The 26,478-nt window shown below is 36.5% G+C and carries 30 protein-coding genes and 1 tRNA gene; 28 read left to right on the top strand and 3 right to left on the bottom strand.

The window, feature by feature from the left end:
* Positions 1–4: 4 nt before the first annotated feature.
* The 3 genes from ODR02_RS13170 to ODR02_RS13160 are packed head-to-tail and all read left to right on the top strand — an operon-like array spanning position 5 to position 1,747.
* Entirely contained in the window at positions 5–541 is a 537-nt protein-coding gene (locus tag ODR02_RS13170; RefSeq protein ID WP_309513119.1) for a hypothetical protein, read from the top strand.
* Between the two features lie 11 nt (positions 542–552).
* Positions 553–879 (top strand): thiol-disulfide oxidoreductase DCC family protein, encoded by a 327-nt coding sequence (locus ODR02_RS13165; RefSeq protein ID WP_309513120.1) that lies wholly within the window; start codon positions 553–555, stop codon positions 877–879.
* Positions 761–1,747 carry a GLPGLI family protein gene (locus ODR02_RS13160; RefSeq protein WP_309513121.1) on the top strand — a complete coding sequence of 329 codons (987 nt, stop codon included), beginning with the start codon at positions 761–763 and terminating at the stop codon, positions 1,745–1,747. Before ODR02_RS13165 ends, ODR02_RS13160 begins: the two co-directional genes overlap by 119 nt.
* Before the next feature lie 301 nt (positions 1,748–2,048).
* Here the strand turns inward: ODR02_RS13160 and ODR02_RS13155 are convergent.
* Positions 2,049–2,122: transfer RNA gene (locus ODR02_RS13155), tRNA-Ile, on the bottom strand.
* A gap of 62 nt (positions 2,123–2,184) precedes the next feature.
* On the bottom strand, positions 2,185–2,583 hold the full coding sequence (gene mce, locus ODR02_RS13150) for a methylmalonyl-CoA epimerase (RefSeq protein ID WP_105684333.1): 399 nt from the start codon (positions 2,581–2,583) through the stop codon (positions 2,185–2,187).
* 93 nt (positions 2,584–2,676) lie between these two features.
* Between mce and rbfA the strand changes: the two genes are divergently transcribed.
* From rbfA to ODR02_RS13105, 9 genes are all read left to right on the top strand, one after another.
* Positions 2,677–3,036 carry a 30S ribosome-binding factor RbfA gene (rbfA, locus tag ODR02_RS13145; protein ID WP_209785966.1) on the top strand — a complete coding sequence of 120 codons (360 nt, stop codon included), beginning with the start codon at positions 2,677–2,679 and terminating at the stop codon, positions 3,034–3,036.
* A 3-nt stretch (positions 3,037–3,039) separates the two neighbouring features.
* Positions 3,040–4,245, top strand: coding sequence for an ABC transporter permease (locus ODR02_RS13140; RefSeq protein WP_309513122.1), 1,206 nt, complete (start codon positions 3,040–3,042; stop codon positions 4,243–4,245).
* 80 nt (positions 4,246–4,325) lie between these two features.
* Positions 4,326–6,116: an endonuclease gene (locus ODR02_RS13135; RefSeq protein ID WP_309513123.1), complete on the top strand. Its 1,791-nt coding sequence runs from the start codon at positions 4,326–4,328 to the stop codon at positions 6,114–6,116.
* A 62-nt stretch (positions 6,117–6,178) separates the two neighbouring features.
* Positions 6,179–6,916, top strand: a complete 738-nt coding sequence (locus tag ODR02_RS13130) for a shikimate dehydrogenase family protein (RefSeq protein ID WP_105684336.1) — start codon at positions 6,179–6,181, stop codon at positions 6,914–6,916.
* 74 nt (positions 6,917–6,990) lie between these two features.
* Positions 6,991–8,793 (top strand): DUF349 domain-containing protein, encoded by a 1,803-nt coding sequence (locus ODR02_RS13125; protein WP_309513124.1) that lies wholly within the window; start codon positions 6,991–6,993, stop codon positions 8,791–8,793.
* 62 nt (positions 8,794–8,855) lie between these two features.
* Positions 8,856–9,881, top strand: a complete 1,026-nt coding sequence (gene ribD / locus ODR02_RS13120) for a bifunctional diaminohydroxyphosphoribosylaminopyrimidine deaminase/5-amino-6-(5-phosphoribosylamino)uracil reductase RibD (protein WP_309513125.1) — start codon at positions 8,856–8,858, stop codon at positions 9,879–9,881.
* 62 nt (positions 9,882–9,943) lie between these two features.
* A complete protein-coding gene (locus ODR02_RS13115) occupies positions 9,944–10,108 on the top strand; it encodes a bacteriocin-like protein (protein ID WP_309513126.1) in 165 nt (54 codons plus the stop codon).
* Positions 10,109–10,137: 29 nt separating this feature from the next.
* The gene (locus ODR02_RS13110; RefSeq protein WP_309513127.1) at positions 10,138–10,311 is read left to right on the top strand and encodes a bacteriocin-like protein; all 174 of its coding nucleotides are present in this window, start codon (positions 10,138–10,140) and stop codon (positions 10,309–10,311) included.
* 119 nt (positions 10,312–10,430) lie between these two features.
* Positions 10,431–11,036 (top strand): IMPACT family protein, encoded by a 606-nt coding sequence (locus tag ODR02_RS13105; protein ID WP_105684339.1) that lies wholly within the window; start codon positions 10,431–10,433, stop codon positions 11,034–11,036.
* On the opposite strand, the gene ODR02_RS13100 is transcribed toward ODR02_RS13105, so the two are convergent.
* Complete coding sequence (locus ODR02_RS13100; protein ID WP_185126835.1) at positions 11,033–11,743, bottom strand: zinc metallopeptidase; 711 nt, start codon at positions 11,741–11,743, stop codon at positions 11,033–11,035. The two genes, ODR02_RS13105 and ODR02_RS13100, sit on opposite strands and share 4 nt — an antisense overlap.
* A gap of 104 nt (positions 11,744–11,847) precedes the next feature.
* Here ODR02_RS13100 and ODR02_RS13095 point away from each other — a divergent pair, with 104 nt between their 5' ends.
* The 16 genes from ODR02_RS13095 (at position 11,848) to ODR02_RS13020 (ending at position 26,464) form a co-directional block, all read left to right on the top strand.
* Complete coding sequence (locus ODR02_RS13095) at positions 11,848–12,978, top strand: GTP cyclohydrolase (RefSeq protein ID WP_309513128.1); 1,131 nt, start codon at positions 11,848–11,850, stop codon at positions 12,976–12,978.
* Between the two features lie 59 nt (positions 12,979–13,037).
* Entirely contained in the window at positions 13,038–13,214 is a 177-nt protein-coding gene (locus ODR02_RS13090; protein ID WP_002983535.1) for a hypothetical protein, read from the top strand.
* A 273-nt stretch (positions 13,215–13,487) separates the two neighbouring features.
* The gene (locus ODR02_RS13085) at positions 13,488–13,859 is read left to right on the top strand and encodes an NADH-quinone oxidoreductase subunit A (RefSeq protein ID WP_047096005.1); all 372 of its coding nucleotides are present in this window, start codon (positions 13,488–13,490) and stop codon (positions 13,857–13,859) included.
* A 99-nt stretch (positions 13,860–13,958) separates the two neighbouring features.
* Positions 13,959–14,519 carry an NADH-quinone oxidoreductase subunit B gene (locus tag ODR02_RS13080; RefSeq protein WP_002983540.1) on the top strand — a complete coding sequence of 187 codons (561 nt, stop codon included), beginning with the start codon at positions 13,959–13,961 and terminating at the stop codon, positions 14,517–14,519.
* A gap of 6 nt (positions 14,520–14,525) precedes the next feature.
* A complete protein-coding gene (locus tag ODR02_RS13075; RefSeq protein WP_034693433.1) occupies positions 14,526–15,020 on the top strand; it encodes an NADH-quinone oxidoreductase subunit C in 495 nt (164 codons plus the stop codon).
* A gap of 78 nt (positions 15,021–15,098) precedes the next feature.
* Entirely contained in the window at positions 15,099–16,322 is a 1,224-nt protein-coding gene (locus tag ODR02_RS13070) for an NADH-quinone oxidoreductase subunit D (protein WP_209785973.1), read from the top strand.
* A gap of 103 nt (positions 16,323–16,425) precedes the next feature.
* Positions 16,426–16,935, top strand: a complete 510-nt coding sequence (locus ODR02_RS13065; protein ID WP_034693429.1) for an NADH-quinone oxidoreductase subunit NuoE family protein — start codon at positions 16,426–16,428, stop codon at positions 16,933–16,935.
* Between the two features lie 102 nt (positions 16,936–17,037).
* Complete coding sequence (nuoF, locus tag ODR02_RS13060) at positions 17,038–18,396, top strand: NADH-quinone oxidoreductase subunit NuoF (protein ID WP_105684342.1); 1,359 nt, start codon at positions 17,038–17,040, stop codon at positions 18,394–18,396.
* 5 nt (positions 18,397–18,401) lie between these two features.
* Positions 18,402–19,313, top strand: coding sequence for a hypothetical protein (locus ODR02_RS13055; RefSeq protein WP_185103645.1), 912 nt, complete (start codon positions 18,402–18,404; stop codon positions 19,311–19,313).
* Between the two features lie 41 nt (positions 19,314–19,354).
* Entirely contained in the window at positions 19,355–20,353 is a 999-nt protein-coding gene (locus ODR02_RS13050; RefSeq protein WP_105684344.1) for a 2Fe-2S iron-sulfur cluster-binding protein, read from the top strand.
* Between the two features lie 92 nt (positions 20,354–20,445).
* On the top strand, positions 20,446–21,510 hold the full coding sequence (gene nuoH / locus ODR02_RS13045) for an NADH-quinone oxidoreductase subunit NuoH (protein WP_105684411.1): 1,065 nt from the start codon (positions 20,446–20,448) through the stop codon (positions 21,508–21,510).
* 153 nt (positions 21,511–21,663) lie between these two features.
* A complete protein-coding gene (locus ODR02_RS13040; protein ID WP_034693420.1) occupies positions 21,664–22,221 on the top strand; it encodes a NuoI/complex I 23 kDa subunit family protein in 558 nt (185 codons plus the stop codon).
* Complete coding sequence (locus ODR02_RS13035) at positions 22,221–22,718, top strand: NADH-quinone oxidoreductase subunit J family protein (protein WP_209785974.1); 498 nt, start codon at positions 22,221–22,223, stop codon at positions 22,716–22,718. The genes ODR02_RS13040 and ODR02_RS13035 overlap by 1 nt, the downstream gene beginning before the upstream one ends.
* Before the next feature lie 4 nt (positions 22,719–22,722).
* Entirely contained in the window at positions 22,723–23,052 is a 330-nt protein-coding gene (gene nuoK / locus ODR02_RS13030; RefSeq protein ID WP_002983557.1) for an NADH-quinone oxidoreductase subunit NuoK, read from the top strand.
* Between the two features lie 2 nt (positions 23,053–23,054).
* The gene (gene nuoL, locus ODR02_RS13025) at positions 23,055–24,968 is read left to right on the top strand and encodes an NADH-quinone oxidoreductase subunit L (RefSeq protein ID WP_309513129.1); all 1,914 of its coding nucleotides are present in this window, start codon (positions 23,055–23,057) and stop codon (positions 24,966–24,968) included.
* A gap of 2 nt (positions 24,969–24,970) precedes the next feature.
* Positions 24,971–26,464 (top strand): complex I subunit 4 family protein, encoded by a 1,494-nt coding sequence (locus tag ODR02_RS13020; RefSeq protein ID WP_105684346.1) that lies wholly within the window; start codon positions 24,971–24,973, stop codon positions 26,462–26,464.
* Positions 26,465–26,478: the final 14 nt, after the last annotated feature.

Raw genomic sequence — 26,478 nt, 5'->3', positions numbered from 1 at the left:
TTCTATGGACAATAATCTTATTTCATTGGAGTATATTTTTATTACTTCAATAGTGATCGCTTTATCCTTTACAGGATGTATTTATGGCCTTGCATACGCTCTTTCTTATGATAATTTCAGTATGACGGCCGTTTCCTTTTTCCCTGTTTTTTCATTGCTTATTGCTTTTATAATAGCCGCCATTATTTTGTTTCTATCCTTAAAGAAATATAAGAGTGTAGAAGAAATAAATCATATCGCAAATTTTTATTATATCATTTGTACGTTTATCCTAAGCAGCATTATGATTTTTTTAATTGATGTTTTCGTCTATGCTTTAGTTGATAAAACGCTGTCTTTAAAATATGCGGAAACATTGCAGATTATATCCAGACAATATGCGGTAACCTCAAAAAATATTGATTACATGAAAAGAATTCCATTTATTCTCCAAAGTGGCGTAATGATATTTACAGGCCTGTTGGCAGGATCATTTTCTTCGCTATTCATTTTATCACAATATAAAAACATAAAAAATCATTCGGACTTACAACCGAATTAAAATTTCACAAAATGAAAGTTATTATTTATGATTCTGAATGTAAGTTTTGCACCCGGTTTTCAAAATGGAGCCAATCAAACATTGAAACATTGGAAATCACATCCGTAAGAAGCAAAGAGGCAAGAAAAATTCTTCGTGATAAAGGAATAAAATTTATAGATCTTCAAACCATATATTATGTCAATAACAATGAAGTTTGGGTAAGATCAAAGGCAATATTTGAAATATTGGCCAACTTTACTTCTCCCTGGAGGTTTATTTCTTTTTTCTCTTTTTTGCCTATTTTTTTTACAGATTTTTGTTATAAAATTTTTGCAAAATACAGATACTATTTTTAAAAATTACCCTATGAAATACTTATTAATAATACCATTATTTTTCTTAATAACGATCAAAACCAAAGCCCAGGAAATAAATCGCTTTTTTTATGAGGTACAATATAAACCTAAAAAAGATTCTTTAAGAAATGAAACAGCGATGATGGTTTTGGATATTAAAAAAGATCAATCAATCTTTAAAGATTATCAATTAATCGTTTCAGATTCGATCTCCAACGAAGTATTTAAAAAAATGCAAAAAACAGGTATCTATGAAAATCAAACAGCTCTTCCCAATGTTCGGTTTACCTATTCTGTAACAAAAAAACATCCTGATATGGAAGTTCAATATACTGAAGATATTATGAACGGATTGACTCCTATTACATTTGGCTATCAGGAAAAATTAAATTTTAATTGGAAAATTCAGAAAGAAACACAAAAAATCGGTGAATATAATGCCCAGAAAGCAACATTAAATTTTGCAGGAAGAAAATGGACTGCCTGGTTTTGTAAGGATCTCCCTTTTAATGACGGTCCCTACAAATTTAATGGTTTACCTGGATTAATTGTAAAAATAGAAGACGATCAACAACATTATTCATTTACCTTAAAAGGAAATAGAAAAGCTAAAGATAGCAGTGAAGATTCATTGGTTAAAAAATTTACCAGTGGTAATGTGAAGATCGTAGAAAAAGGAAGATTCACAAAAACATTCGAAAATTACAAACAAGATCCTTTAGCTGCCATGAGAAGTGAGCTAACCCCTCAATTATTAGGTATGACAATGCCTGGAACAGACATGAAGGTAAAAGACTTTATTGAGAAGCAAGGGAAAGAAATAAAAGAATCTTATAAGCTTAACAATAATCCTATTGAAAGAGAATAAAATATTTAATTAAAAGTATAGGCAGGGCAGTTTTGTCCTGTTTTTTTTGTCTTATTATTTCGGAAACTACAAATCCAGAAAACACAACTACCACCTGTTTATCAAGAAGTTACAACCATATATACTATAATTCACTTCTCTTTTCCCCATAAGATTTTACTTTAAGTAATCCTTAAAAATTGCTCTGTTTACTTCAATTGTTCCACACATTTCAAATTTGAAAAATGCAAAAAGAGTTCAGCATTGTTGCAGTTAACAAATAAAAAAAGCACTCACATTTCTGTAAGTGCTTGATTTTATGTGGTCCCACCTGGGCTCGAACCAGGGACCACCTGATTATGAGTCAGGTGCTCTAACCAACTGAGCTATAGGACCTCAAAATTTGGTTAAATTTTGTGTTTGCAAAAATAGTAAAATTTCTTTCACTACAAAATTTTTTATTGCTTTTCTTGGCAAAGTTCCACCAGTACTCCGTTGGTAGACTTTGGATGAAGGAATACAACTAATTTGTTATCAGCACCTTCTTTCGGTTCTTCAGAGATAAACTGAAATCCTTCTTTTTTTAATCTTTTTACTTCTTCCAGGATATTTTCAACCCCAAATGCCAGATGATGGATGCCTTCCCCCTTTTTATCAATGAATTTTGAGATCGGGCTTTCAGGATTGCTGGCTTCCAGTAATTCGATTTTGCTCTCCCCGGTTTCATAAAAAGAAGTCACCACGCCTTCTCTCTCTACAGTTTCTTTTTTGTAGGATTCTTTTCCTAAGAGTTTCGTAAAAAGTTCATCAGAAATGCCTAAAGACTTTACAGCAATACCAATATGTTCTAGCTTCATAACTATTAATAAATATAATTAAATCGTAAATTTGATACTGCAGTTGAATTTCAAAGTATCAATTCAAACAAAAGTACTAAATTTGCAGAAATTATGGAAAGTAACAGACAAAGAAAAGTAGCACAGATCATTCAGGAAGACTTCGCAGAGCTTTTCCGCAAACAGGCTGCAGAAAGCAAACAGAGCATATTGGTATCTGTTTCAGATGTAAAAGTAACTGCCGACTTAGGAATTGCTAAGATTTATTTAAGCATTTTCCCGCAGGAATTCCGTACCGCTGTCATGAAGGAGATTGAAGAAAACAAGACTCAATACAGAAATTTTATTGGCCAGAAAATGGCAAAACAGGTACGTATCATTCCACAACTGAACTTTTACCTGGATACCGCTCTTGATGATGTTGAAAAACTGGAAAGAGAATTAAGAGGCGAAGGCGACAATCCTGTTTTATAGATCTTGAAGAATATTGCATTTTACATAGCATCCAGATACCTTTTGGCTAAAAAAGGAAGTACTGCCGTTACGTTCATTACGTGGCTGGCTGTAGGTGCCATGACGGTTGCTGTGACTGCAATGTTCGTCATCATTTCTGTTTTTTCAGGCCTCGAAGACCTGAACAAGGACCTTATTTCCAATCTTCATGCTGATCTTACTTTAAAAAGTGCTTCCGGAAAAACTATCAAAAATCTGGATAACGTCAGTAAAGTTTTGGGCAGTAATAAAGAAATCAAAAGTTTCTCGCGGGTTATTGAAGAAAAAGTGTACATCAGTTTCAATGGTAAGGGTGACATTGCTTATTTAAGAGGTGTTGATTCTGCCTATGTGAAAGTAAACCCTATTAATAAAGAGGTTTTCTATGGAACTTACCCAAGTTTCAGATATTCCAATGAAGTATTGATGGAAAACAGTCTGGATAACAGACTTTCAATTCCTGTGGATTCTTCCAATCATTATGCGACGATCTTTATGCCCAAACCGGGAACAGGGATTATCAGTAAGGAAGAAGATATCTACAACAAAAGAGATATTTTGGTAACAGGCGTTTTCCCAGGAAAAGATCAGCTGGATAACTATATCATCTCTCCTATTGAACTTACAGAGGAATTACTTAGTCTTCCAAAAAAGTCGGCTTACCAGATTGTTATTAAACTGAAAAATCCGGAAAATGCGGATGCAGTAAAACAAAGCCTGCTTCCTTCGCTTGGGAAAAATATTGAGATTAAAACCAAGGAAGAAGAGAATGCTGCTTTCTGGAAAATGATCAACACGGAAAAACTTTTTATTTACCTGATTTTTGCACTCGTCATTTTTATTACCACTTTTAATCTTGCCGGAGCCATTATCATCCTTCAGCTTGATAAAAAAGAGCAGGCAAAATCATTGATATCACTTGGATTCCCTTTAAGCCATTTAAGAATGACTTATTTCTACACCGGAATCCTGATTGTTATTTCCGGAGTGATTACCGGATTGATTCTTGGAACAGCACTTTGCTACTTCCAGCTCTACACAGAGTTTTTCAGAGCTAATGAAGTTCTTCCATTCCCTGTAAAAATTGTGGGCAAAAATTACCTTATCGTAGCACTTACAGCGTCCTTATTTGGAATCACAATTTCATGGTTCTTTTCAAAAATCAGTAAAGAATATATTACTAAAAACTAATATTCTAAGTTTATATATTACATTAAGTTAATATACTTCGGTTTCATTTTTTCGTACCTTTACGCCCCAATTTTAAAGAAATGAAACGAATTTTATCTTTTTTTCTATTAAGTCTGACATTTATCAGCACTTTAGCACAAGCTCCGGCTGGATATTACAATCAACCGGCAGGATTAACAGGTGCAGCTCTTAAAACAGCTCTTAAGAACATCATCACCAATGGACATATAGATAATGGCTATGGTGGCTTATGGACAGGTTATGCGACCACTGACCGCGACTATTTTTATGAGAATGACGGAACTATTCTGGATATCTATTCTGAAAATCCAAATGGACCGGACCAATATAATTTCACCCTGGGAACCAACCAATGTGGATCTAATGGCTACTCTAATGAAGGCGACTGTTACAACAGAGAACACGTTATTCCTCAGAGTTTATTCAACAGTGCTTCTCCCATGGTAGCTGATATTCATTTTATCCGTGCTACAGATGGAAAAGTAAACGGAATGAGATCCAACTACCCTTTCGGACTCGTAGGAAATACTTCGTTTACCTCTAAAAACGGATCAAAATTAGGCACCTCCGTATCAGCAGGATACTCGGGTACTGTATTTGAACCCATTGATGCTTTTAAAGGAGATATTGCCAGAATGTTCCTTTATTTTGTAACAAGATACGAAGACAAACTTTCCAATTTCACTTCCGGTGATATGCTTGGTAACACACCATTCCCGGGACTGCAGCCTTGGGCACTCAATCAGTATTTAATATGGAATGCAATGGATCCTGTATCTGCAGAAGAAATTGCAAGAAACAATGCTTCTTATACTTACCAGGGAAACAGAAACCCTTTCATTGATCATCCTGAATATGTTTCTCAAATCTGGGGATCTCCGGTAATTGACAACCAGGCTCCTACAGCAGCAACCAACCTTGTAGCCAACAATCCTACTTCAAATTCTATCGCTCTAAGCTGGACAGCTGCTACGGATAATGTAGGAGTAACTACTTACCAGGTTTATGCAAATGGTACATTAAAAGCTACGGTTTCCGGTACAACAACATCTACAATTGTATCAGGATTAGCTCCACTTACTCAATATACGTTCTATGTAATTGCTAAAGATGCTTTCGGAAACTCTTCTCCACAAAGTACAACTGCTACAGCAACTACTCTTGACGTTCCTGCCGGAGGCGGAAGCTGTGGAACGGAGGATTTTGAAATGATTACCGGAGCAGCAAACACTTACATGACAGCAACCTGGACGAACAACGGAATCTCCTGGACAGCAACTGACGCAAGAGTTGACCAGACCATCAACAACAAAGCCATTACCATCAGAAATGGTAACTTAACAAGTTCAACCCTTTCAAGCGGAATTCAGAATTTAACTTTAACCACACAGTTGAAATTCTCTGGAACCGCTGGTAATATCAATGTTTTTGTAAACGATGTGAATGTAGGAACTATTCCTTACAGTAATGTGGCAACGACAACTACCCTTAACAATATAAATGTAAGCGGAAACGTTGTCATTAAGCTGACAAACTCTTCTACTACCAACAGAGTTGCTTTGGATGACCTTAGCTGGGCATGTTTCGGTACGTTAGCTACTGCTGAAAACCAAAAAGCTCAATCAGCATTTACCATCTACCCTAACCCGGTAAGAAATAATGAATTATTTGTAAAAGGAGACAACCTTGACAAAATTTCAAAAGCTGGTATCTATGATCTTTCAGGAAAATTAATTGAAACGATTGTTAATCCTTTCAGACATTCAAACAAAATCAGTCTTAAAGGCTTGGTAAAAGGAACTTACATTCTGAAAGCAGACCATTTCTCTACTAAATTTATCGTAGATTAATTATTAAAAAATATTTCAAATCAAAGGCCGGATTTATCCGGTCTTTTTTTTATTTTTGATGTATGGATTCCAATAAAAAATTAGGATTGATAGGAAGAAATATTTCCTATTCTTTTTCTAAAAAATTCTTCGAAAACAAGTTCCAAAAGCTCATGCTGCAGAATTTCTCCTACGATATTTTTGATCTGAATGAAATCAATGAAGTGGAAAATCTTTTTGCATCTCCGGAGCTGTTAGGATTTAATGTTACCATTCCTTACAAAGAAAAAATAATCGATTATCTTGATGAATTAAGTGATGAAGCTGAGAAAATAGGCGCTGTCAACTGTGTTCTTATTCAGGATGGTAAGAAGACCGGTTATAATACAGATGCTTTCGGGTTTGAAAAGACGCTTCTTTTACACAGAAAACCTTCACAGGACAAAGCTTTGATCTTAGGAAACGGAGGTGCGGCAAAAGCTGTCAAATATGCATTAGACAAACATAATATTCCTTCTGTGACCATTTCCAGAAGTACGGAAATCAATTTTGAAAACCTTGATCAGGAAACTGTTGCAGAGCATAAAATTATCATTCAGTGTACGCCGGTAGGTACTTTCCCGAATGTTAAAGACTGTCTGAACTTTCCTTTTGACGGGCTTTCTTCAGACCATCTGGTTATTGATCTGATTTACAACCCCAACTACACTCAATTCATCATCAATGCCTCTGAAAAAGGAGCAAAGACCGTGAATGGATATTATATGCTTGAACAGCAAGCAGAAAAAGCTTGGGAAATTTGGAATTTTCAAAAAAAATAACATAAATTAGTGCTTTAATTGGCCTTTCAGCTATATTTAAAGGATATTAACGCCACTCACATAAAAGATTTGCTATGACTACAGAAAACAATCTTTCTGAAAACGAAGAAAAGAAAAATCCTAACGAAGTATCTCAGGACACATCAGAAAACGCAGTTTCTCATGATGCAAACCAACATGAAGATGATGCAGCAGAACACCTGGAAGAACATGAAGAAGAAATTTCCCTTGCTGATGCTTTAAAGGAAATGGAAAAAATCATCAACACTCCCAATGCTGGTGAGAATTTCAAAAGATTCAACCAACTGAAGGAAAAAGCAAGTCATTACATCCATGATGAAGTGGAGGATAAAAAACATGAATATGTAGAAGCCGGAAATCCTGTTGAAAACTTCAGCTATGAACACCCTTCTCAAACTAAGTATTCTGCATTGGTCAATATCTTCAGAGAAAAACATGAAGACTTCCAGAAAGGACAGGAAGAAGAGCAAAAGAAAAATCTTGACCATCGCCAAAGTATTATCGAAAGACTTAAAAACCTTTATACCAACTCTGAACCCGGAATCAATCTTTTCAAATCCATCCGTGAGATTAAAGAAGACTGGTCAAAAGCCGGACAGGTTGCAAAATCTGAATTCAAAATTCTTAACAATAACTATTTCCACCACCTGAATCAGTTTTATCAGATGCTGGATCTGAACAAAGAGTTTTTGGAACAGGAATACAGCCACAACCTGGAAAAAAGAGAGCATATTATAGCCAGAGCTAAAGAACTGGAAAACGAACCGGTAATTCAAAAAGCTTTAAATGAGCTTCAGTACCTTCATAAATTATGGAAAGAAGAAGCTGAACCCGTAGCAGAAGAATTTCGTGAAAAAACATGGGAAGAATTCAAAGAAATTTCCAATAAGATTCACGAAAGAAAATCTGAACTTTCTGCTTCTATCGAAAAAGAACAGGCCGTTAACCTTGAAAGGAAGAACGAGATCATTGCTGAAATCAAGAAACTTTCTGAACCTTCAGAAACGCCTAACCACAACTACTGGCAGAATTCCATCAAAAGAGTGGAAGATCTGCGCTCTGACTTTTTAAAAACAGGAAGTGTTCCAAGAAAACTTTCCAACCAAAACTGGAATGATTTCAAAACGACACTAAGAGGTTTTAATACAACGAAAAACAACTACTACAAATCGTTGAAAGGCTCTCAGCAAGCTAATCTTGAAGAAAAATTAAAACTGATCCAGACTGCACAGGATAATATGAATAATGAGGAATGGGATATTGCTGTTCCGTTATTCAAAAAGCTTCAGGAAGACTGGAAAAAAATTGGTCACGTTCCTAAGAGTATGACCAATAAAATCTGGGATGAGTTCCGTGATGCCTGTAATGCATTCTTCAACAACTACAGAGAGAAAAGCAATACCTCTACTGACAACTGGAAGGAGAACTACAAGAACAAAAAAGCCCTTCTGGATGAACTTAAAGAAGTTTCCAATGAAGAAGGCAGCATAGAAAAAATTGAACAGATCAAAACTTCATGGAATAATATTGGAAAAGTTCCTAGAGATAAAATTTCAATCAACTCTGAATTCAACAAAACATTAAGAGAGAAATTGAAAATAAACAAAATCAACGAACTTGAACTGAAAGAAGAAGGCTTATCTGAAAATCAGCTTACCGACAAAGCGAGAAAGATCAAAAATCAAATCTCGGATCTTGAGGCAGAAATCGTAAAACTGGAAAACAACCTTTCTTTCTTCAATAAACCGTCAAGAGAGAATCCTCTATTAAAAGACACATACAACACGATTGATGAGAAAAAAGCTCATCTTGAAACATTAAAACAAAATCTCCACAGCATCATCAGCGGAGAATAACAGATAACAAAATAAATAAAGGCGGAGCAAAGCAATTTGTCTTCGCTTTTTCTTTTTATACTATGAACAACGACGAATTTTATATCAAAAGATGCATCGAGCTGGCTCAGAAGGCACTTGGCAACACGTATCCTAATCCACTTGTGGGAAGTGTGATTGTACATAACGGAGAAATCATTGGCGAGGGTTATCATCATAAAGCCGGAGAAAACCATGCTGAAATCAATGCTATCAATTCGGTCAGAAATAAAGATCTTATTCCGGAATCAACGATCTATGTATCTCTGGAACCTTGTGCTCATTATGGAAAAACGCCTCCTTGTGCTTTAAAGATTAAAGAATTAGGATTTAAAAAGGTGGTGATTGGAGCAATGGATTCCCATGATAAAGTGAATGGTAAAGGAAAAAAAATCATTCAGGATGCAGGAATTGAAGCCGTTTCCGGAATCCTGGAAAAAGAGTGCATTGAACTTAACAAAAGATTTTTCACTTATCACGAAAAGAAAAGACCTTATATCATTCTAAAGTGGGCAGAATCCGGTGATGGATTTTTGGATAAGGATTTTAAACCAACTGCTGTTTCCAACACCTTGGTGAATCAGTTTGTTCATCAGTTGAGAGCTGACGAGCATGCCATTCTGGTAGGAACTCAAACCGCTTTGCATGACAACCCAAGTCTCACTGTAAGAAATACAGAAGGCGTAAATCCTGTCAGAATTCTGATTGATTTTGATTTAAAAGTTCCAGCCCATTTCAATATTTACAACAATGAAGCAAGAACATTGGTTTTAAATTCTACAAAAGAGTCTACTGAAGGACATATTCAATTCATCAAAATCAATAAGGATAATTTTCTTCAGGAATTGATGGAAGCCTTATACAAAGAACAGATACAATCTGTTATTATTGAAGGAGGCCGTTTTACGCTGCAGCAGTTTATTAATGCTGATCTTTGGGACGAAGCCATTGTTATTAAGAATGAAAATCTGAAACTGGAAAACGGAACAAAAGCCCCGGAATTCAATCATTCAAACGCTAAAACTGAAAATTTCAGAGACAATACAATCTCTTTTTTCAAAGCAAAATAAAACCTTTTTATCACCGTTAAATGAAATAATTTATTTACATTAGTTACACAAAAAAAATTACTATGAAAAATGTAAAGAAAGTTTCACGACAGAATCTAAAAAAAATAAACGGAGGAAATGCTCCTGAATGCTGTTCATTTTATCCACCTTCATTGCAGCATTGCTGTGCTACTCCATCCAGTATGAGTTGCCCACCACCTTGGGCAGACGGAACATTCTCATGCTAATCCAATAGTATTCAATAAAAAATAATACTATGAAAGATTTGAAAAAAATATCAAGATCCGGCCTAAAAGCAATCCAGGGAGGAGTCTTTGTAAACTGTACTCTACCGAATGGACAGCCTACGAGATGCAGAGATAAATGCCCTACAGATTTTTGTGGCCCTACAAGCTATTTATGCTTGATTCCTGAGGATTTATGTACTTAAAAAGTTTAAAAATCTTAGATAACAAAATATAAGCCGTCAAAATTGACGGCTTAATTTATGATAATGATGGAAGTTACTACAGCATTTAATACTTTTGCATAAACAAAGCAGGAACTCTAATGACGTTTGAATACAAAACCATAGAAAAACCCATAGAAAATACCCTTTTAAAAGAAAAAGGAAGCAAATTTATCGGATTTGCTTATCCGGTGACCAATGAAAAGGAATTAAAGGGTGCACTGGAAAAAATAAGGGAAGAACATCCGAAAGCTACCCATCACTGTTATGCTTTCAGAATGGGATTAAATGGTGAGAATTATCGTGCCAATGATGATGGTGAGCCTTCCGGAAGTGCCGGGTTACCTATTTACAACCAGCTATTAGCGAATGAAATCACCAACATACTGGTGATTGTAGTCCGTTATTACGGAGGAACCAAACTGGGAGTTTCAGGACTGGTAAAAGCCTATAAAGAATCTGCGAAGATTACGTTGGAAGAAGCTCATATCATTACCAGAGAACTGGAAACAGAAGTTGAAATCCAGTTTAATTTCAATCAGCAGAATACAATTTTCACATTGCTTTCTAGATTTGATGCTAAAGTTTTGAATTTTGATGCTAATGAAAACTGTATTCTTACCGCATCATTAAAACTGGCACAAAAAGAAAGCATCTCAGAAAAACTTTCCGAGATGCAATATGTTTCATTTGAATTTAATGATTAATCCCTTCTTCCACCAAGAAGCAAAGATGCCCAGTAAAGAAGCTGTGCCAGAGAACCTAAGGCAGCTACCACGTAAGTTCTTGCAGCCCATTTCAAACTGTCCTGTACTCCTACAAATTCTTCTGCAGTTACAGTGCCTGTATCTTTAAGCCATTTCATAGCTCTGTTACTCGCGTCATATTCCACCGGAAGTGTTACAAAAGCAAAAAGCGTTGTCATTGCGAACATAGCGACTCCAATCGCAAGAACAGTTGTATTTCCATTCGGATTTTCAATCGTTCTTGATGCAGCCATTACTGCGATACCCGCAATAAGAACAAACTGCATCAGATTGGAACTTATATTCACAATAGGAACCAGTTTTGAACGTAAATTCAACATAGAATACCCTACTGCATGTTGTACTGCATGTCCGCATTCGTGAGCTGCTACTGCCGCCGATGCTGCGTTTCTCTGCATATAAACTCCTTCTGAAAGGTTAACTGTTTTATCTGCCGGATTATAGTGGTCCGTCAACTGCCCGGGTACTGATATGACCTGAACATCATTTATTCCGTTATCTCTCAACATTTTTTCCGCTACTTCTTTCCCCGAAAGTCCATTTCGAAGGTGTACATTGGAATAATATTCAAATTTCGATTTCAATCTGGACGAAACCCACCAGCTCACCAACATTGAAATACCAATAATGATATAATAACCCACCATTTTATATAAATTTTGTGTTTAATTTTACCCATAATCATATAAAAACTGTGCCAAAGTATAAGATATTATTATTTATATTTGTCCTCTAATTCATCCCCAAAAACATGTCTACAATTTCAATTATTGAAGTAAAAACAGCTGACCAGCTCAAACAATTCGTAAGGTTTCCTATGGATCTGTACAAAAATAATCCGTACTATGTTCCATCTTTTATTAAAGACGAAATGAAAATCTGGGATAAAAAAGAAAATCCAGCCCTGCAATATTCAGAATCCAGACAATTTTTGGCCTTAAAAGATAACAAAGTTGTAGGCAGAATTGCCGTGATTATTAATCATAAAGAGGAAAAGGAATTAGGTATTAAAAAGGTACGATTCGGCTGGATAGATTTTATTGATGATGCTGAAGTTTCAAAAGCTTTGATACAAACTGCTACCGACTACGCCAGGGAACATAATATCAACATGATAGAAGGTCCAATGGGATTCACCAATCTTGACAAAGCAGGGATGCTAACCATGGGATTTGATAAACTGGCGACAATGATTGGAATTTATAATCACGCATACTATCCAAAACACCTGGAAAATCTTGGACTAACCAAAGAAAAAGAATGGGTAGAGTATGAAATGAATTTCCCAAAAGTACTTCCCGAAAAAGTAGAAAAATTCAGTGGATTAATTGCTCAGAAATATAAACTGAAGGTTCTTAATTTCAAGTCAAAGGAAGAAATTCTTCCTTATGTAGAGCCTATGTTTAAGCTTTTAGATGAAACATACAAACATCTTTCCACTTACACTCCTATTTCGGATGAACAAATCAAAACATACAGAGAAAAATATTTCCCTTTCATCAATAAAAATTATGTAATCTGCGTGGTAGATGAAAATCAGCAGCTGGTTTCATTTGCTATCACAATGCCTTCATATTCCAAGGCACTACAAAAATCAAAAGGAAAATTATTTCCATTCGGATGGTGGCATTTTTTACAAGCCGGAAAAAAGAATGACCGTGCCAATTTCTATCTTATCGGAATTCATCCGGAATACCAGAGACGTGGGGTAACCGCTATTATTTTCAAGGAAATTTTTGTACGATTTACAAGCATGGGAATTGATTTTGCTGAGACCAATCCTGAACTGGAAGAAAATAAAAGTGTGCAGGTTCTTTGGCAGGATTATAACCCTGTCAACCATAAACGAAGAAGAACCTACTCAATGGAAGTGAATAAGTAGTGTACATTTCTACAATGTAGAAGCAGTCTCACAACCTTAAACTCTAAACCCTGAACTTTATGAAACCACAACTCATTATTTTCGCTATTTTAATTGTAGGATTTATCAGTTACAACTTCTTTTTCCAGTCACCGGATGACAAAACAAATACGGTGATTAATATTCTTTTTGCCAGTATTCTTTTTGGATACATTTCCTTTATGGCCTATACTCTTTTGAAAAAAATGAAAAAATAAGATCTAAAATCAACGTCAATAAGTCCTTTACCACCCTATTTTCATCCTGAATTGCGTACATTCAAAATATCCAAACTGCATGTAGTGAATGCAATTTTTCCAGAGTCACTACAAAAAAAGGGGAAAAACACAACAAAAAAATAGTCCCAAAAAGCTAATTTTTATTGATTCTAAATTACCGATTTAACTCATTTTCATCCGACTTTTAAGCTGATAAATTTCATGCTTTCTTGTTTATTCGCTAAATTTGCAAATTGAGATAATAATGCAAAAATGAATTTACCTGAAAGTTATATTCCAATCCTTATCCAGGCTGGTGTAGCAGTAGGATTTGTAGCTGTTTCTTTGCTTGGGGCACATTTCTTGGGTCCACAACAGAAAAAAGGAGACTCTGTAAAAAACCAAAGCTGGGAATGTGGAGTTCCTGTAGAAGGAAATGCAAGAACGCCGTTTTCTATCAAGTACTTCTTGACTGCGGTATTGTTCGTACTATTCGATATCGAAATCGTATTCTTTTATCCTTACGCTGTAAACTTCAGAGAATTCGGTATGGAAGGATTCCTTGCTGTACTTACATTCGTTGCCATCTTCTTCATGGCGTTTTTCTATGTTTGGAAACGCGGTGCACTGGATTGGGATAAATAAATTTTAACATTAAAAGATTGATTTTATTTAAGTAATTTAAAGATTGTAAAGGTCTTGTTTTCATCTTTAAATATTTTAATCTTTAAATATTTACTAAAAATGTCAGATAAAAAACCAGTAATAAGAACAGATGCACCTGCTCCCGAAGGATATGAAGGAGAAGGGTTTTTCGCAACAAAACTGAGCAGTGTAATCGGGATGGCAAGAAAGTTTTCACTTTGGCCATTACCATTTGCTACCTCTTGTTGTGGTATTGAGTTTATGGCTACCCTGAACCCAACATATGATGCTTCAAGATTTGGTATGGAAAGAAACTCTTTCTCTCCAAGACAAGCAGATATGCTGATGGTTTGCGGAACTATATCAAAGAAATTAGGACCAGTCCTGAAAGAAGTTTACACTCAGATGGCTGAACCGAAATGGGTAGTAGCAGTGGGAGCATGTGCTTCCAGCGGTGGTATTTTTGATACCTACTCTGTACTTCAGGGAATTGATAAAATTATTCCGGTAGACGTATATGTTCCTGGATGTCCTCCAAGACCTGAGCAGATCATTGAAGGAGTAATGCAGGTACAAGCTCTTGCAGAAAGCGAAAGCATCAGAAGAAGAGACATGCCTGAATATCAGAAGTTATTAGATTCTTACAACATAAGCAACTAAACGGAAATGACAAACGAATTTGTATTAGAAGCAATCACAAGAGAATTTCCGGAATCTGTTATTTCAAGCTCAGAACCTTACGGAATGCTGACGATTGAGGTGAAGAAAGAAGATATCAAGAAGATCATTCACTATCTTAAAGATTCATCACTGGAATTTAATTTCCTGACGGATATCTGTGGTATTCATTATCCTGAATTCCCTGAGAAGGAAATTGGTGTTGTATACCATTTGCATAATATGATGGCCAATTTCAGATTACGTCTGAAAATCTTTATGTCCAGAGAAAATATTGAAGTAGACTCTCTTGTAGAGTTGTATGCAGGAGCTAACTGGATGGAAAGAGAAACGTATGATTTCTATGGGATTAAATTTAAAGGACATCCGGATCTGAGACCTATTTTGAATATGGAAGATCTTGGATACCACCCAATGTTGAAAGAATATCGCCTTGAAGACGGTACAAGAACCGACAAGAACGATAGCATGTTCGGAAGATAAAAAATAAAATATAAATGATAAATGATGATAGATAAATGATTATCGATTATCAACTATCAATTATCAATTATAATACTTATGAAAGATAACTCATTATCTAATATACTAAACCAGTACGAGAGTAAGGAACAGATTGACGGACAATTATATACCCTGAATCTGGGACCTACCCACCCTGCTACTCACGGGATTTTCCAGAATATCTTAACGATGGACGGAGAAAGAATCCTTCACGCAGAGCAAACCGTAGGATATATCCACAGAGCATTTGAGAAAATTTCTGAAAGAAGAAACTATTCTCAGATCACTACCCTTACAGACCGTATGAATTACTGTTCTGCACCTATCAATAACTTAGGTTGGCACATGACAGTAGAGAAACTGATTGGCGTTAAAGTTCCAAAACGTGTAGACTATATGCGTGTTATCTTGATGGAGCTGGCAAGAATCGGTGACCACCTGATCTGTAACGGGGTAACCGGAATGGACTCAGGAGCAATTACAGGTCTTACGTATATGTTCATCGAAAGAGAACGTATTTATGATATGTATGAGCAGATCTGCGGAGCCAGAATGACAACCAATATGGGAAGAATCGGAGGATTTGAAAGAGATTTCACCCCTAAGTTTCATGAGTTATTAAAGGACTTCTTAAAAACTTTCCCGGCAAGATTCAAAGAATTCTGTACGCTATTAGAAAGAAACAGAATTTTCATGGACAGAACCATCGGTACAGGAGCTATTTCTGCCGAGAGAGCATTAAGCTACGGGTTCACAGGTCCGAACTTACGTGCAGCAGGAGTAGATTATGATGTAAGAGTTGCACAGCCTTATTCTTCTTATGAAGATTTCGATTTCATCATTCCAGTAGGAACTTCTGGTGACACTTACGACCGTTTCATGGTTCGTCAACAGGAAATCTGGGAATCTCTAAAAATTATCAATCAAGCATACGACAATCTTCCAGAAGGACCATTCCACGCGGATGTTCCTGATTTCTATCTACCTGAAAAGGCAGATGTTTATCAGAAAATGGAAGCATTAATTTACCATTTCAAAATCGTAATGGGAGAAACGGATGTTCCTAAAGGAGAAGTTTATCATGCTGTAGAAGGTGGAAACGGAGAATTAGGATTCTATCTTGTGAGTGACGGAGGAAGAAGTCCTTACAGACTTCACTTCAGAAGACCATGCTTCATCTACTATCAGGCATATCCTGAAATGATTACAGGTTCTGTAATTTCAGATGCCATTGTAACGATGTGTAGTATGAATATTATTGCGGGAGAATTAGACGCATAACAATTGTAAAAAGTACAATGTAGGATGTACAATGTACTTGAAAATATAAATAGTTAATAAATACTTTGTACTTTGTACAATGTACATTTTACAACAAAATAAAATGAGCGAAACAATAGCTTTTAAACCGGAAAGTTTAGCACAGGTACACAAAATTATCGCAAGATACCCTGAAGGAAGACAGAAATCTGCTCTTCTTCCTGTACTTCACCTGGCACAGAAAGAATTCGGAGGATGGTTAGATGTTCCTGTGATGGATTATGTTGCCGGACTATTAAGTATCCAACCGATCGAAGTATATGAAGTGGCTACTTTCTATACCATGTTTAATATGAAGCCGGTTGGTAAATATGTTTTGGAAGTTTGCAGAACAGGACCTTGTATGGTTTGTGGAAGCGAAAAAATCCTGGATCATATCAGAACCAAACTGAACATTAAGGATGGAGAAACTACTGAAGATGGTATGTTCACATTAAAGCCAGCTGAATGTCTTGGAGCATGTGGATATGCACCAATGCTACAGTTAGGAAAATTCTTTCATGAAAATTTAACGATAGAAAAAGTAGATGAAATCCTTGATCTTTGCAGACAGGGACAAGTTGCTTTAGACTAATAGAAATTTTAAATTCTAAATTTTAGATTTTAAATTATTCACTTAACGTTTAATCATAATTAATGCAAGAAGCCAAAAGCCTATTGCAATAAGCAAATAACAATGAGTAAAAAACTTTTACTTAAAGACGCACATATAGAAGGTATTCGCTACTTTGAAACATACCGTAAACAGGGAGGTTACACCGCAGCTGAAAAAGCCTTGAAGATGACTCCTGACGAAATTCTTGAAGAAGTAAAAGCTTCAGGATTAAGAGGTCGTGGTGGAGCTGGATTCCCAACAGGAATGAAATGGAGCTTTTTGGCAAAGCCAGAAGGCGTTCCAAGACACCTTGTTGTTAATGCAGATGAGTCTGAGCCTGGAACATTCAAGGACAGATATCTGATGGAGTTCCTTCCTCATTTATTGATTGAAGGAATGCTAATTTCTTCTTACTGTTTAGGTTCCAATACTTCTTATATCTACATCCGTGGAGAATATTCATGGATTCCGGATATCCTTGAAGAAGCTATTGAAGAAGCCAAAGCAGCAGGATTTTTAGGTAAAAATATTTTAGGAACAGGTTTCGACTGTGAAATCTATGTACAGAGAGGTGGTGGAGCATACATCTGCGGTGAGGAAACTGCATTGCTTGAATCCCTTGAAGGAAAAAGAGGTAACCCGAGATTAAAACCGCCATTCCCGGCTGTAAAAGGTCTTTGGGAGAGACCAACCGTAGTAAACAACGTTGAGTCTATTGCTGCAATTGTTCCGATCATTGATATTACAGGTGCTGAGTATGCTAAAATTGGAGTTGGAAGATCTACAGGAACGAAATTAATTTCGGCTTGTGGAAATATCAACAAACCAGGAGTATACGAAATCGACATGACCATCACGGTAGAAGAATTCATTTACTCTGATGAATATTGCGGTGGTATTAAAGACGGTAAAAAATTAAAGGCTTGTATCCCCGGAGGAAGTTCTGTTCCGATCGTTCCCGCTAACTTATTGCTGAGAACAGTGAACGGAGAGCCAAGATATATGAACTATGAATCATTGGCAGATGGTGGTTTTGCTACCGGTACCATGATGGGTTCAGGAGGTTTCATCGTTTTGGATGAAGACCAGTGTATTGTAGATCACACGATGACTTTAGCGAGATTCTACAATCACGAAAGCTGTGGACAATGTACTCCTTGCCGTGAAGGAACGGGATGGATGTACAAGATTTTAAAGAAAATCGAGAAAGGAGAAGGAAAAATGGAAGATATCGATCTGCTTTGGGATATCCAGAGAAAAATCGAAGGAAATACGATTTGTCCGTTGGGTGATGCAGCAGCTTGGCCGGTTGCAGCAGCAATCCGTCACTTCAGAGATGAATTTGAGTGGCATGTGAAAAACCCTGAATTGTCTCAGACACAAAATTATGGATTGGCACATTATGCAGATCCTATCCCGGCCGTTGAAAAGAATGCGTAGGTAAGATGAAAAAATTATTGGTTGTCGGCTTAATGATGTCGAATCTTGTATTTGCACAGAACAAGAAGAGTGATACTGCAAATTATAACAGATCCGTAGAAGAGGATTTGTCATATTTAGTGAGTGAGAAAGAGCAGATTAAAGCTGAGAAAAAGGAAAAACCTCTACCATTAAGCAAAAAGGGTCAGGTTTTCGTATTTTATGGATGGAACAGAGCCGCTTATAGTAATTCTGACATTCATTTTACCGGAAACGGATACGATTTTCAATTGAATAACGTAACCGCACAAGACAGACCTACAAAATTCGGAATTGTCTATTTTGATCCAAGCTGGTTTACTGTAACACAGTATAATTTCAGAATAGGATATTTCATTAAAGACAATTTAGCATTGGTATTAGGGATAGACCATATGAAATATGTAATGGATCAGAACCAGACTGTTGGTTTCAAAGGACATATTTCAGATCCTGAATATGCAGCAATGGTTCAAAACGGGCAGGTGAATCTTGCAGATGAGAAGTTCCTTACTTTCGAACATACTGATGGACTTAATTATGAAAACTTAGGTCTTGAGAAATACAAAAATCTTGTTCATAAGAAAAATATAGATTTAGTATGGTCTTATGGAGCCGGAATCGGATTTATGTTTCCGAAAAGTAATGTAAAGCTTTTTGGTAATGAAAGAAGTGACCGTTTTCACGTTGCAGGTATGGGAACTGATATCAGATCTAGTCTTAACTTGGTATTCTGGAAAAACTGGATGCTGAGATTAGAAGGAAAAGCCGGTTATATTAATATGTGGGATATTAAAACTACATTGAATAATAAACCAGACAAAGCACGTCAGGATTTTGTTTTCGGACAAATTCTGGGAGGAATTGGATATACATTTAATACAAAGAAATATAAATAACAAAGCCTATTGCTTAACGCATAAAGCTTAAAGCATATCATATGAGCGAAGAAGTTAAAAAATTCAAAATAACTATAGACGGACAAACTACCGAAGTGATGCCTGGGACTTCTATTCTGGAAGCTGCAAGACAAATCGGTGGTAAATCTGTACCTCCTGCAATGTGCTACTACAGCAAGCTGGAAACCAGTGGAGGAAGATGTAGAACTTGTCTGGTAGAAGTTTCTAAAGGATCTGAAGCAGACCCACGCCCTATGCCAAAATTAGTAGCAAGCTGCAGAACTAATGTAATGGACGGTATGGAAGTAAAAAATCTTACTTCTGAGAAAGCTCAGGAAGGAAGAAAAGCGGTTACCGAATTCCTATTGGTAAACCACCCGCTGGACTGCCCTATCTGCGACCAGGCAGGAGAATGTCATCTTCAGGACTTAGGATATGAGCATGGTGTGGAAAATACAAGAACAGAATTCGAAAGAAATACTTACGAAGCTGATGATCTTGGTCCGAACATCAAATTGAATATGAACCGTTGTATTCTTTGTGCAAGATGCGTATTAACAGCCAATCAGCTTACAGAAACAAGAGAACACGGTATTCTTTTCAGAGGAGATCACGCTGAAATTTCAACCTATCTAAATAAAGCGCTAGACAATGACTTCATCGGAAACGTTATCGACGTTTGCCCGGTAGGAGCATTAACAGACAGAACAGCTCGTTTTGCCAGCAGAGTATGGTTCACAAAACCTATGAATGCTACTTGTAAATGTGATAAATGTTCCGGAAAAGCTTTAGTATGGTTTAAAGGTGACGAAATTGTAAGAGTAACCGCAAGAAAAGACCAGTGGGGTGAAGTTGAAGAATTCATCTGTGATACATGTCGTTTTGAAAGAAAAGCATTATCAGACTGGAACATTGAAGGTCCTAGACATATCGACAGACATTCTGTAATTTCATTGAACCACTACGAAAAACCAAAGGATGAGCTAAGAGTTTTAGACAATCCGATGGCTAAAGAAATCAGTGAAAAAGACGAAAAATAATTTTAATAAGATTTCAGATTTCAGATATTAGATGACAGATTTTCTTCATTCTAATTTCTAACTTCTAATATCTAACATCTATAAAAATAAAAATGGATTTACTTACATTTAAACTTATACTTGTATTAGCACTTTTCCTGCTATCATTAACGATTGCAGCCTACTCTACCTGGGCAGAAAGAAAAGTAGCCTCTATCATGCAGGATAGAATTGGTCCCAACAGAGCCGGACCTTTCGGATTACTGCAGCCTCTTGCTGATGGTGGAAAATTCTTCTTTAAAGAGGACTTTACACCAGCCAATGCAGAAAGATTCCTTTTCGTATTAGGCCCAGCTTTGGTAATGTTTATTTCATTGATTACAGGAGCTGTTATTCCTTGGGGTAAAAGTTTAAATATTGCAGGTACTTCTTTTGATCTTCAGGTAGCGAACATTGATGTTGGTGTACTTTTCATCATAGGAATGGCTTCCATCGGGGTTTACGGAATTATGATCGGAGGTTGGGCTTCGAACAATAAATATTCATTACTAGGTGCTATCCGTGCTTCTTCTCAGATGATTTCTTACGAATTGGCAATGGGACTGGCACTTCTTTCTATCATTATGATGACAGGAAGTTTAGATTTGAAAGAAATTACTGAAAGCCAGACTACCGGAAAATTATGGGGCGTTATTCCTTGGGGTTCCGGAATGAACTGGAATATTTTCTACCAGCCGATTGCTTTCCTTGTTTTCTTTGTAGCCGCTTTAGCAGAAACCAACAGACACCCTTTCGATTTACCTGAGTGTGAATCTGAACTGGTAACAGGATACTCTACAGAATACTCTTCCATGAAGTTAGGTTTATATATGTTCGGAGAATATGTGAACATGTTTATTTCCAATGCTTTCATGGTAGTTCTTTTCTTCGGAGGATACAACTATCCTGGTATTGAATGGGTAACTCAGAACTGGGGTGAGAATACTGCAGGAATCTTAAGTATCGTAGCATTCTTAACGAAGACGGTAATCGGAATTCTAATCTTTATGTGGATCAGATGGACGCTTCCAAGATTCAGATACGACCAGTTAATGCACTTAGGATGGAAAACATTAATCCCAATGGCATTGGTAAACCTATTAATTACAGGAGCTGTAATTTTAGCATTTGCAAACTAAGAAAATTTGAAAATGAGCTGATTTGAAAATTTGATAATGAAATCAAAGTTTTATCTTTAGCCTGTCATATTTCAATCGTCAATATTAAATAATTAAGATAGCAGACAAGATTAGTCTAAAATCTGGTGTCTAACATCTAATATCTATAATTAAATGAAACTTACAAACAGATCAAAAGTTGTTTCCAATAAAGAAATGACCCTTGCTGAAAAAATCTACCTTCCTGCCATCTTTACAGGAATGGGGATTACATTTAAGCATGCTGTAAGAACCGTGATAAAGGGTGCTCCCGCAGTATATTCGTATCCGGAAGTACAGAAACCAAGAACTACCATCTGGAGAGGTCAGCACGTCTTGAAAAGAGACGAGGAAGGCAGAGAAAGATGTACTGCTTGCGGACTTTGTGCGGTAGCTTGTCCTGCAGAAGCCATTACGATGACGGCTGCTGAAAGAACTAAAGAGGAAAGAGGTCTTTACAGAGAAGAAAAATATGCTTCAGTATATGAAATCAATATGCTAAGATGTATTTTCTGTGGTATGTGTGAAGAAGCTTGTCCTAAATCTGCCATCTATCTTACGGATAGATTAGTGGATGTAGAAACGAATAGAGGTTCTTTCATTTACGGAAAAGATAAACTAGTTGAAAAAATAAATGAAAGGATTGATATCACGACAAGACAATCCGAGAAACAAAAAAATGCGGTAAAATAATGGATCAGTTTTTATTTTTCTTGGTGGCGTTTTTAGCAGTGGCAAGTGCAGTTTACTTTGTATTTGCAAGAAATCCTCTCTATGCTATTTTGTCATTAATTGTTACAATGTTTTCAATTGCAGGAATGTACATTCTTTTAAATGCACAGTTCCTGGCAATTATCCAGATTATAGTGTACGCAGGTGCCATCATGGTACTTTTCCTTTACATCCTGATGATGCTTAACCTTAATAAAGGAGACGAAAGTAAGAAGAACAATACTTTAAAATTTGTTGGAGTTTTTACAGCATGTCTTTTATTAATTGGAGTTTTAGGAGTATTCAGAGGAGTACAAGACAAACACATTGTTGTTGAAAATGTAGACAGAGGTATTGGTCTTACGAAAAATCTGGGTAGACTTTTGTTTAATGAATATGTTTTACCGTTTGAGCTTGCTTCCATCCTAATTCTGGCAGGTATTGTAGGCGCGGTATTAATCGGTAAAAAAGATTTATAAAATTATGGGAGAAGTAAATACATTTATACAAAGCATCCCTTTGGACTACTTTATCATTCTTTCATCAGTATTGTTCTGTTTGGGAGTAATGGGAGTATTGCTTAGAAAAAATGCTATTGTGATTCTGGGCTGTGTAGAGCTTATGCTGAATTCTGTAAACCTTTTATTGGCAGCTTTTTCAGCATATAAAGGCAACGGCGACGGACAACTTTTAGTTTTCTTCATTATGGTGGTAGCTGCTGCTGAAGTAGCAGTAGGTTTGGCAATTATTGCTATGCTATATAGAAACACCCGTTCTGTTGATGTGAGTATATTTAATAAATTAAGAGGATAAGAATGGAGAATCTAGTATATGCAATAGTACTTTTACCACTTTTAGGGTTTCTTATTAACGGGTTATTCGGAAAAAATCTTCCAAAAATATTGGTAGGATCTTTGGCTACTTTGATGGTTTTTGGATCTTTCTGTATTGCAGTAAGTATTTTCATGAATTTCAATTCTGAAAGCCAGCCTGTTATTGTAAAAGCTTTTGAATGGTTTAGAGTAAATGGAGTTCAAATCAATTTTGGATTCCAGATTGATCAGCTTTCTTTAATGATGGTAATGATCATTACGGGTATCGGTTCACTGATCCACTTATACTCTATCGGATATATGAGTCATGATAAAGGGTTCTACAAGTTCTTTACTTATCTGAATCTTTTCATCTTCTCCATGTTACTGTTGGTAATGGGAAGCAACTACCTGATCCTGTTCATCGGATGGGAAGGTGTAGGTCTTTGTTCTTACCTGTTGATCGGATTCTGGTACACTAACGAAGAATACGGTAAAGCAGCAAGAAAAGCTTTCATCATGAACAGAATTGGTGACCTTGCGTTATTGATCGGTATCTTCATGATCGCTTCACAGACCAATGCTGTAGATTATCTTTCTGTAGCAGAAAACGCTTCAAAATTTGAATTAGACGGAACAGTGATTATCTTTATCACAGCGAGTTTATTCATCGGTGCTACCGGTAAATCTGCTCAGGTTCCATTATATACATGGTTACCGGATGCGATGGCCGGACCTACTCCTGTATCAGCGTTGATCCACGCGGCAACGATGGTAACAGCAGGGATCTATTTGGTAGTAAGATCAAACTTCTTATTTACTTTGGCACCTACTGTACAGGGAGGAATTTTATTCATCGGATTCTTAACAGCTGCTTTGGCAGGATTCTATGCACTACGTCAGAACGACATCAAAAAAGTATTGGCATACTCTACCGTTTCACAGCTTGGATTTATGTTCATCGCTTTAGGTCTTGGAGCCTATACAACAGCAATGTTCCACGTAATGACGCACGCATTCTTTAAGGCTTTGTTATTCCTGGGTGCAGGTTCTGTAATCCACGCAATGAGCAACGAACAGGATATGCGTTTCATGGGAGGTCTTAAAAAATATATTCCTCTTACACACGCTACATTCCTTATCGGAACATTAGCCATCTCAGGTTTCCCTTTACTATCAGGGATGATCTCTAAAGACGAAATTTTAGTAGCAGCTTTCGCTAAAAACCCTGTTTACTGGGTAATCTTATTTGCATTAGCGGCAATGACTGCAACCTATATGTTCAGACTGTACTATTTGACATTCCACGGAGAATTCAGAGGTACTGAAGAACAAAAACACCACTTACATGAAAGCCCGTCTAATATGACATTACCATTGATCGTATTGGCTATTCTTTCTGTAATCGGAGGTTTCATCAACCTGCCACACTTCATCGGTCACGGGCACTATGCTAAACTGATGGAATGGTTAAAGCCGGTTCTTACAGAACAAAGCTTCAGCCAGATGGAAGCTACTCTTTCAGGAGTACCTTTTAATACTGAAATGATCTTATTAGCAGCTACAGTGCTTATGTTCTTCTCTGTATGGTTCATCGTTAGAAATACTTATGTAAGTAAGAAAAAGATGGCTGTTGCAGAGGAAAACTACACCGGATGGGAAAAGCTTTCTGCTAAGAAATTATACGTTGACGAACTTTACAACGCATTGATTGTAAAAACTGTTGAAGGATTAGGACGCGGAGGAAAAATGTTTGATAAGGGTATCTTAGACCGTTTTGTAAACTTTGTAGGTGATGGTGCTGAAGACAGCGGAAAAGCTATGAAGCGTGTACAGAACGGAAATGTAGAGACATATATCCTTATCATGTCTTTAGCGGTGGGAATTATATTAATTGTTAACTTTTTATTACAATAATAATGTCTTGTTTATTATTAACATTATTACTTTTACCTCTAGTAGGTTCGGGATTAGTTTTTGCCTGGAAGAATAATTCCAGCAAATATTTGGCGCTTGGAATTGCATTGGTACAAATGCTCCTTACGTTTTACATACTTTCGGATTTTGATTTTACTCCGACAGTAGACAGCGTATTGCAGCATGAGATCAATTATCCATGGTCACAATTTATGAAGAGCTCTCTTCACTTCGGTATCGATGGAATGAGCATGCTTCTTTTATTATTGACCAACATTCTGGCTCCAATCATTATTTTATCATCTTTCAACGAAAGTGTAAACTACAGAAATACATTCTACGGATTGATTCTGTTAATGCAGTTCGGTCTTGTAGGAGTGTTTACTTCTTTAGACGGATTGTTATTCTACATTTTCTGGGAAGTAACTTTGATTCCAATTTGGTTCATTGCCGGACTTTGGGGACAAGAGAATAAAAGGTTTGAATTCACTACGAAATTCTTCGTATATACATTCGTTGGATCGTTATTTATGTTAGCCGGATTGATCTATGTGTACAACCACTCAGCATCATTCGCTTTAACAGATTTATACAATGCACAACTGAATGAAGTACAGCAGACGGTGGTATTCTGGTTTATTTTCTTTGCTTTTGCAGTGAAATTACCGGTATTCCCTTTCCATACATGGCAGCCTGATACCTATACCTACTCTCCTACTCAGGGATCGATGTTGTTATCAGGGATCATGCTTAAGATGGCAGTATATGGGGTAATGCGTTACTTACTTCCAATCACTCCGCTTCCGATAGCAGGGATTTCAGGACAGATCGTAATTATTCTTGCTATTGTAGGAATTGTTCACGGTGCTCTGATCGCTATTATACAGACGGATATGAAGAGAATCATTGCGTATTCATCTTTCTCTCACGTAGGATTGATGGTAGCAGGGATCTTCGCTTCTGCAGTAGTAACTCTTAGAGGAACTTTCAATGTGGAAGGAGCTGAAGGAGCATTGGTACAGACATTTGCCCACGGTATCAACGTAGTAGGATTATTCTACTGTTGTGATATTTTATACAAGAGATTTAAATCAAGAGACATCAGACAAATGGGTGGTTTAGCTAAAGTAGCTCCTAAGTTTGCTGTATTGTTCTTGATCATTATATTAGGTTCAATGGGAGTTCCATTAACGAATGGATTCATCGGGGAATTTATTTTGTTGAAATCAGTATATGATTTTAACGGAACAGCAGCAGTAATTGCTGGTCTTACGGTAATTCTTTGTGCGGTGTATTTATTGAGATTCTACGGAAAAGCAATGTTTGGAGAAGGAGATGAAGCAGTTTTAAGTACAGCAAAAGATTTATCAGGGGTAGAATTTTCTGTATTGGCAAGTTTAGCGGTTTTTGTGATTTTACTAGGTATTTTCCCACAACCGGTAATCGACATGGTGAGTAGTTCGGTGAAGTTTATCTACCAATCAATGGTAAGTTAATTTGATATTTTAAG

Source organism: Chryseobacterium sp. CFS2 (assembly GCF_036543225.1).
Classification (GTDB): Bacteria; Bacteroidota; Bacteroidia; order Flavobacteriales; family Weeksellaceae; genus Chryseobacterium; species Chryseobacterium culicis_A.
This window is presented reverse-complemented; position numbering and strand designations above follow the sequence as displayed.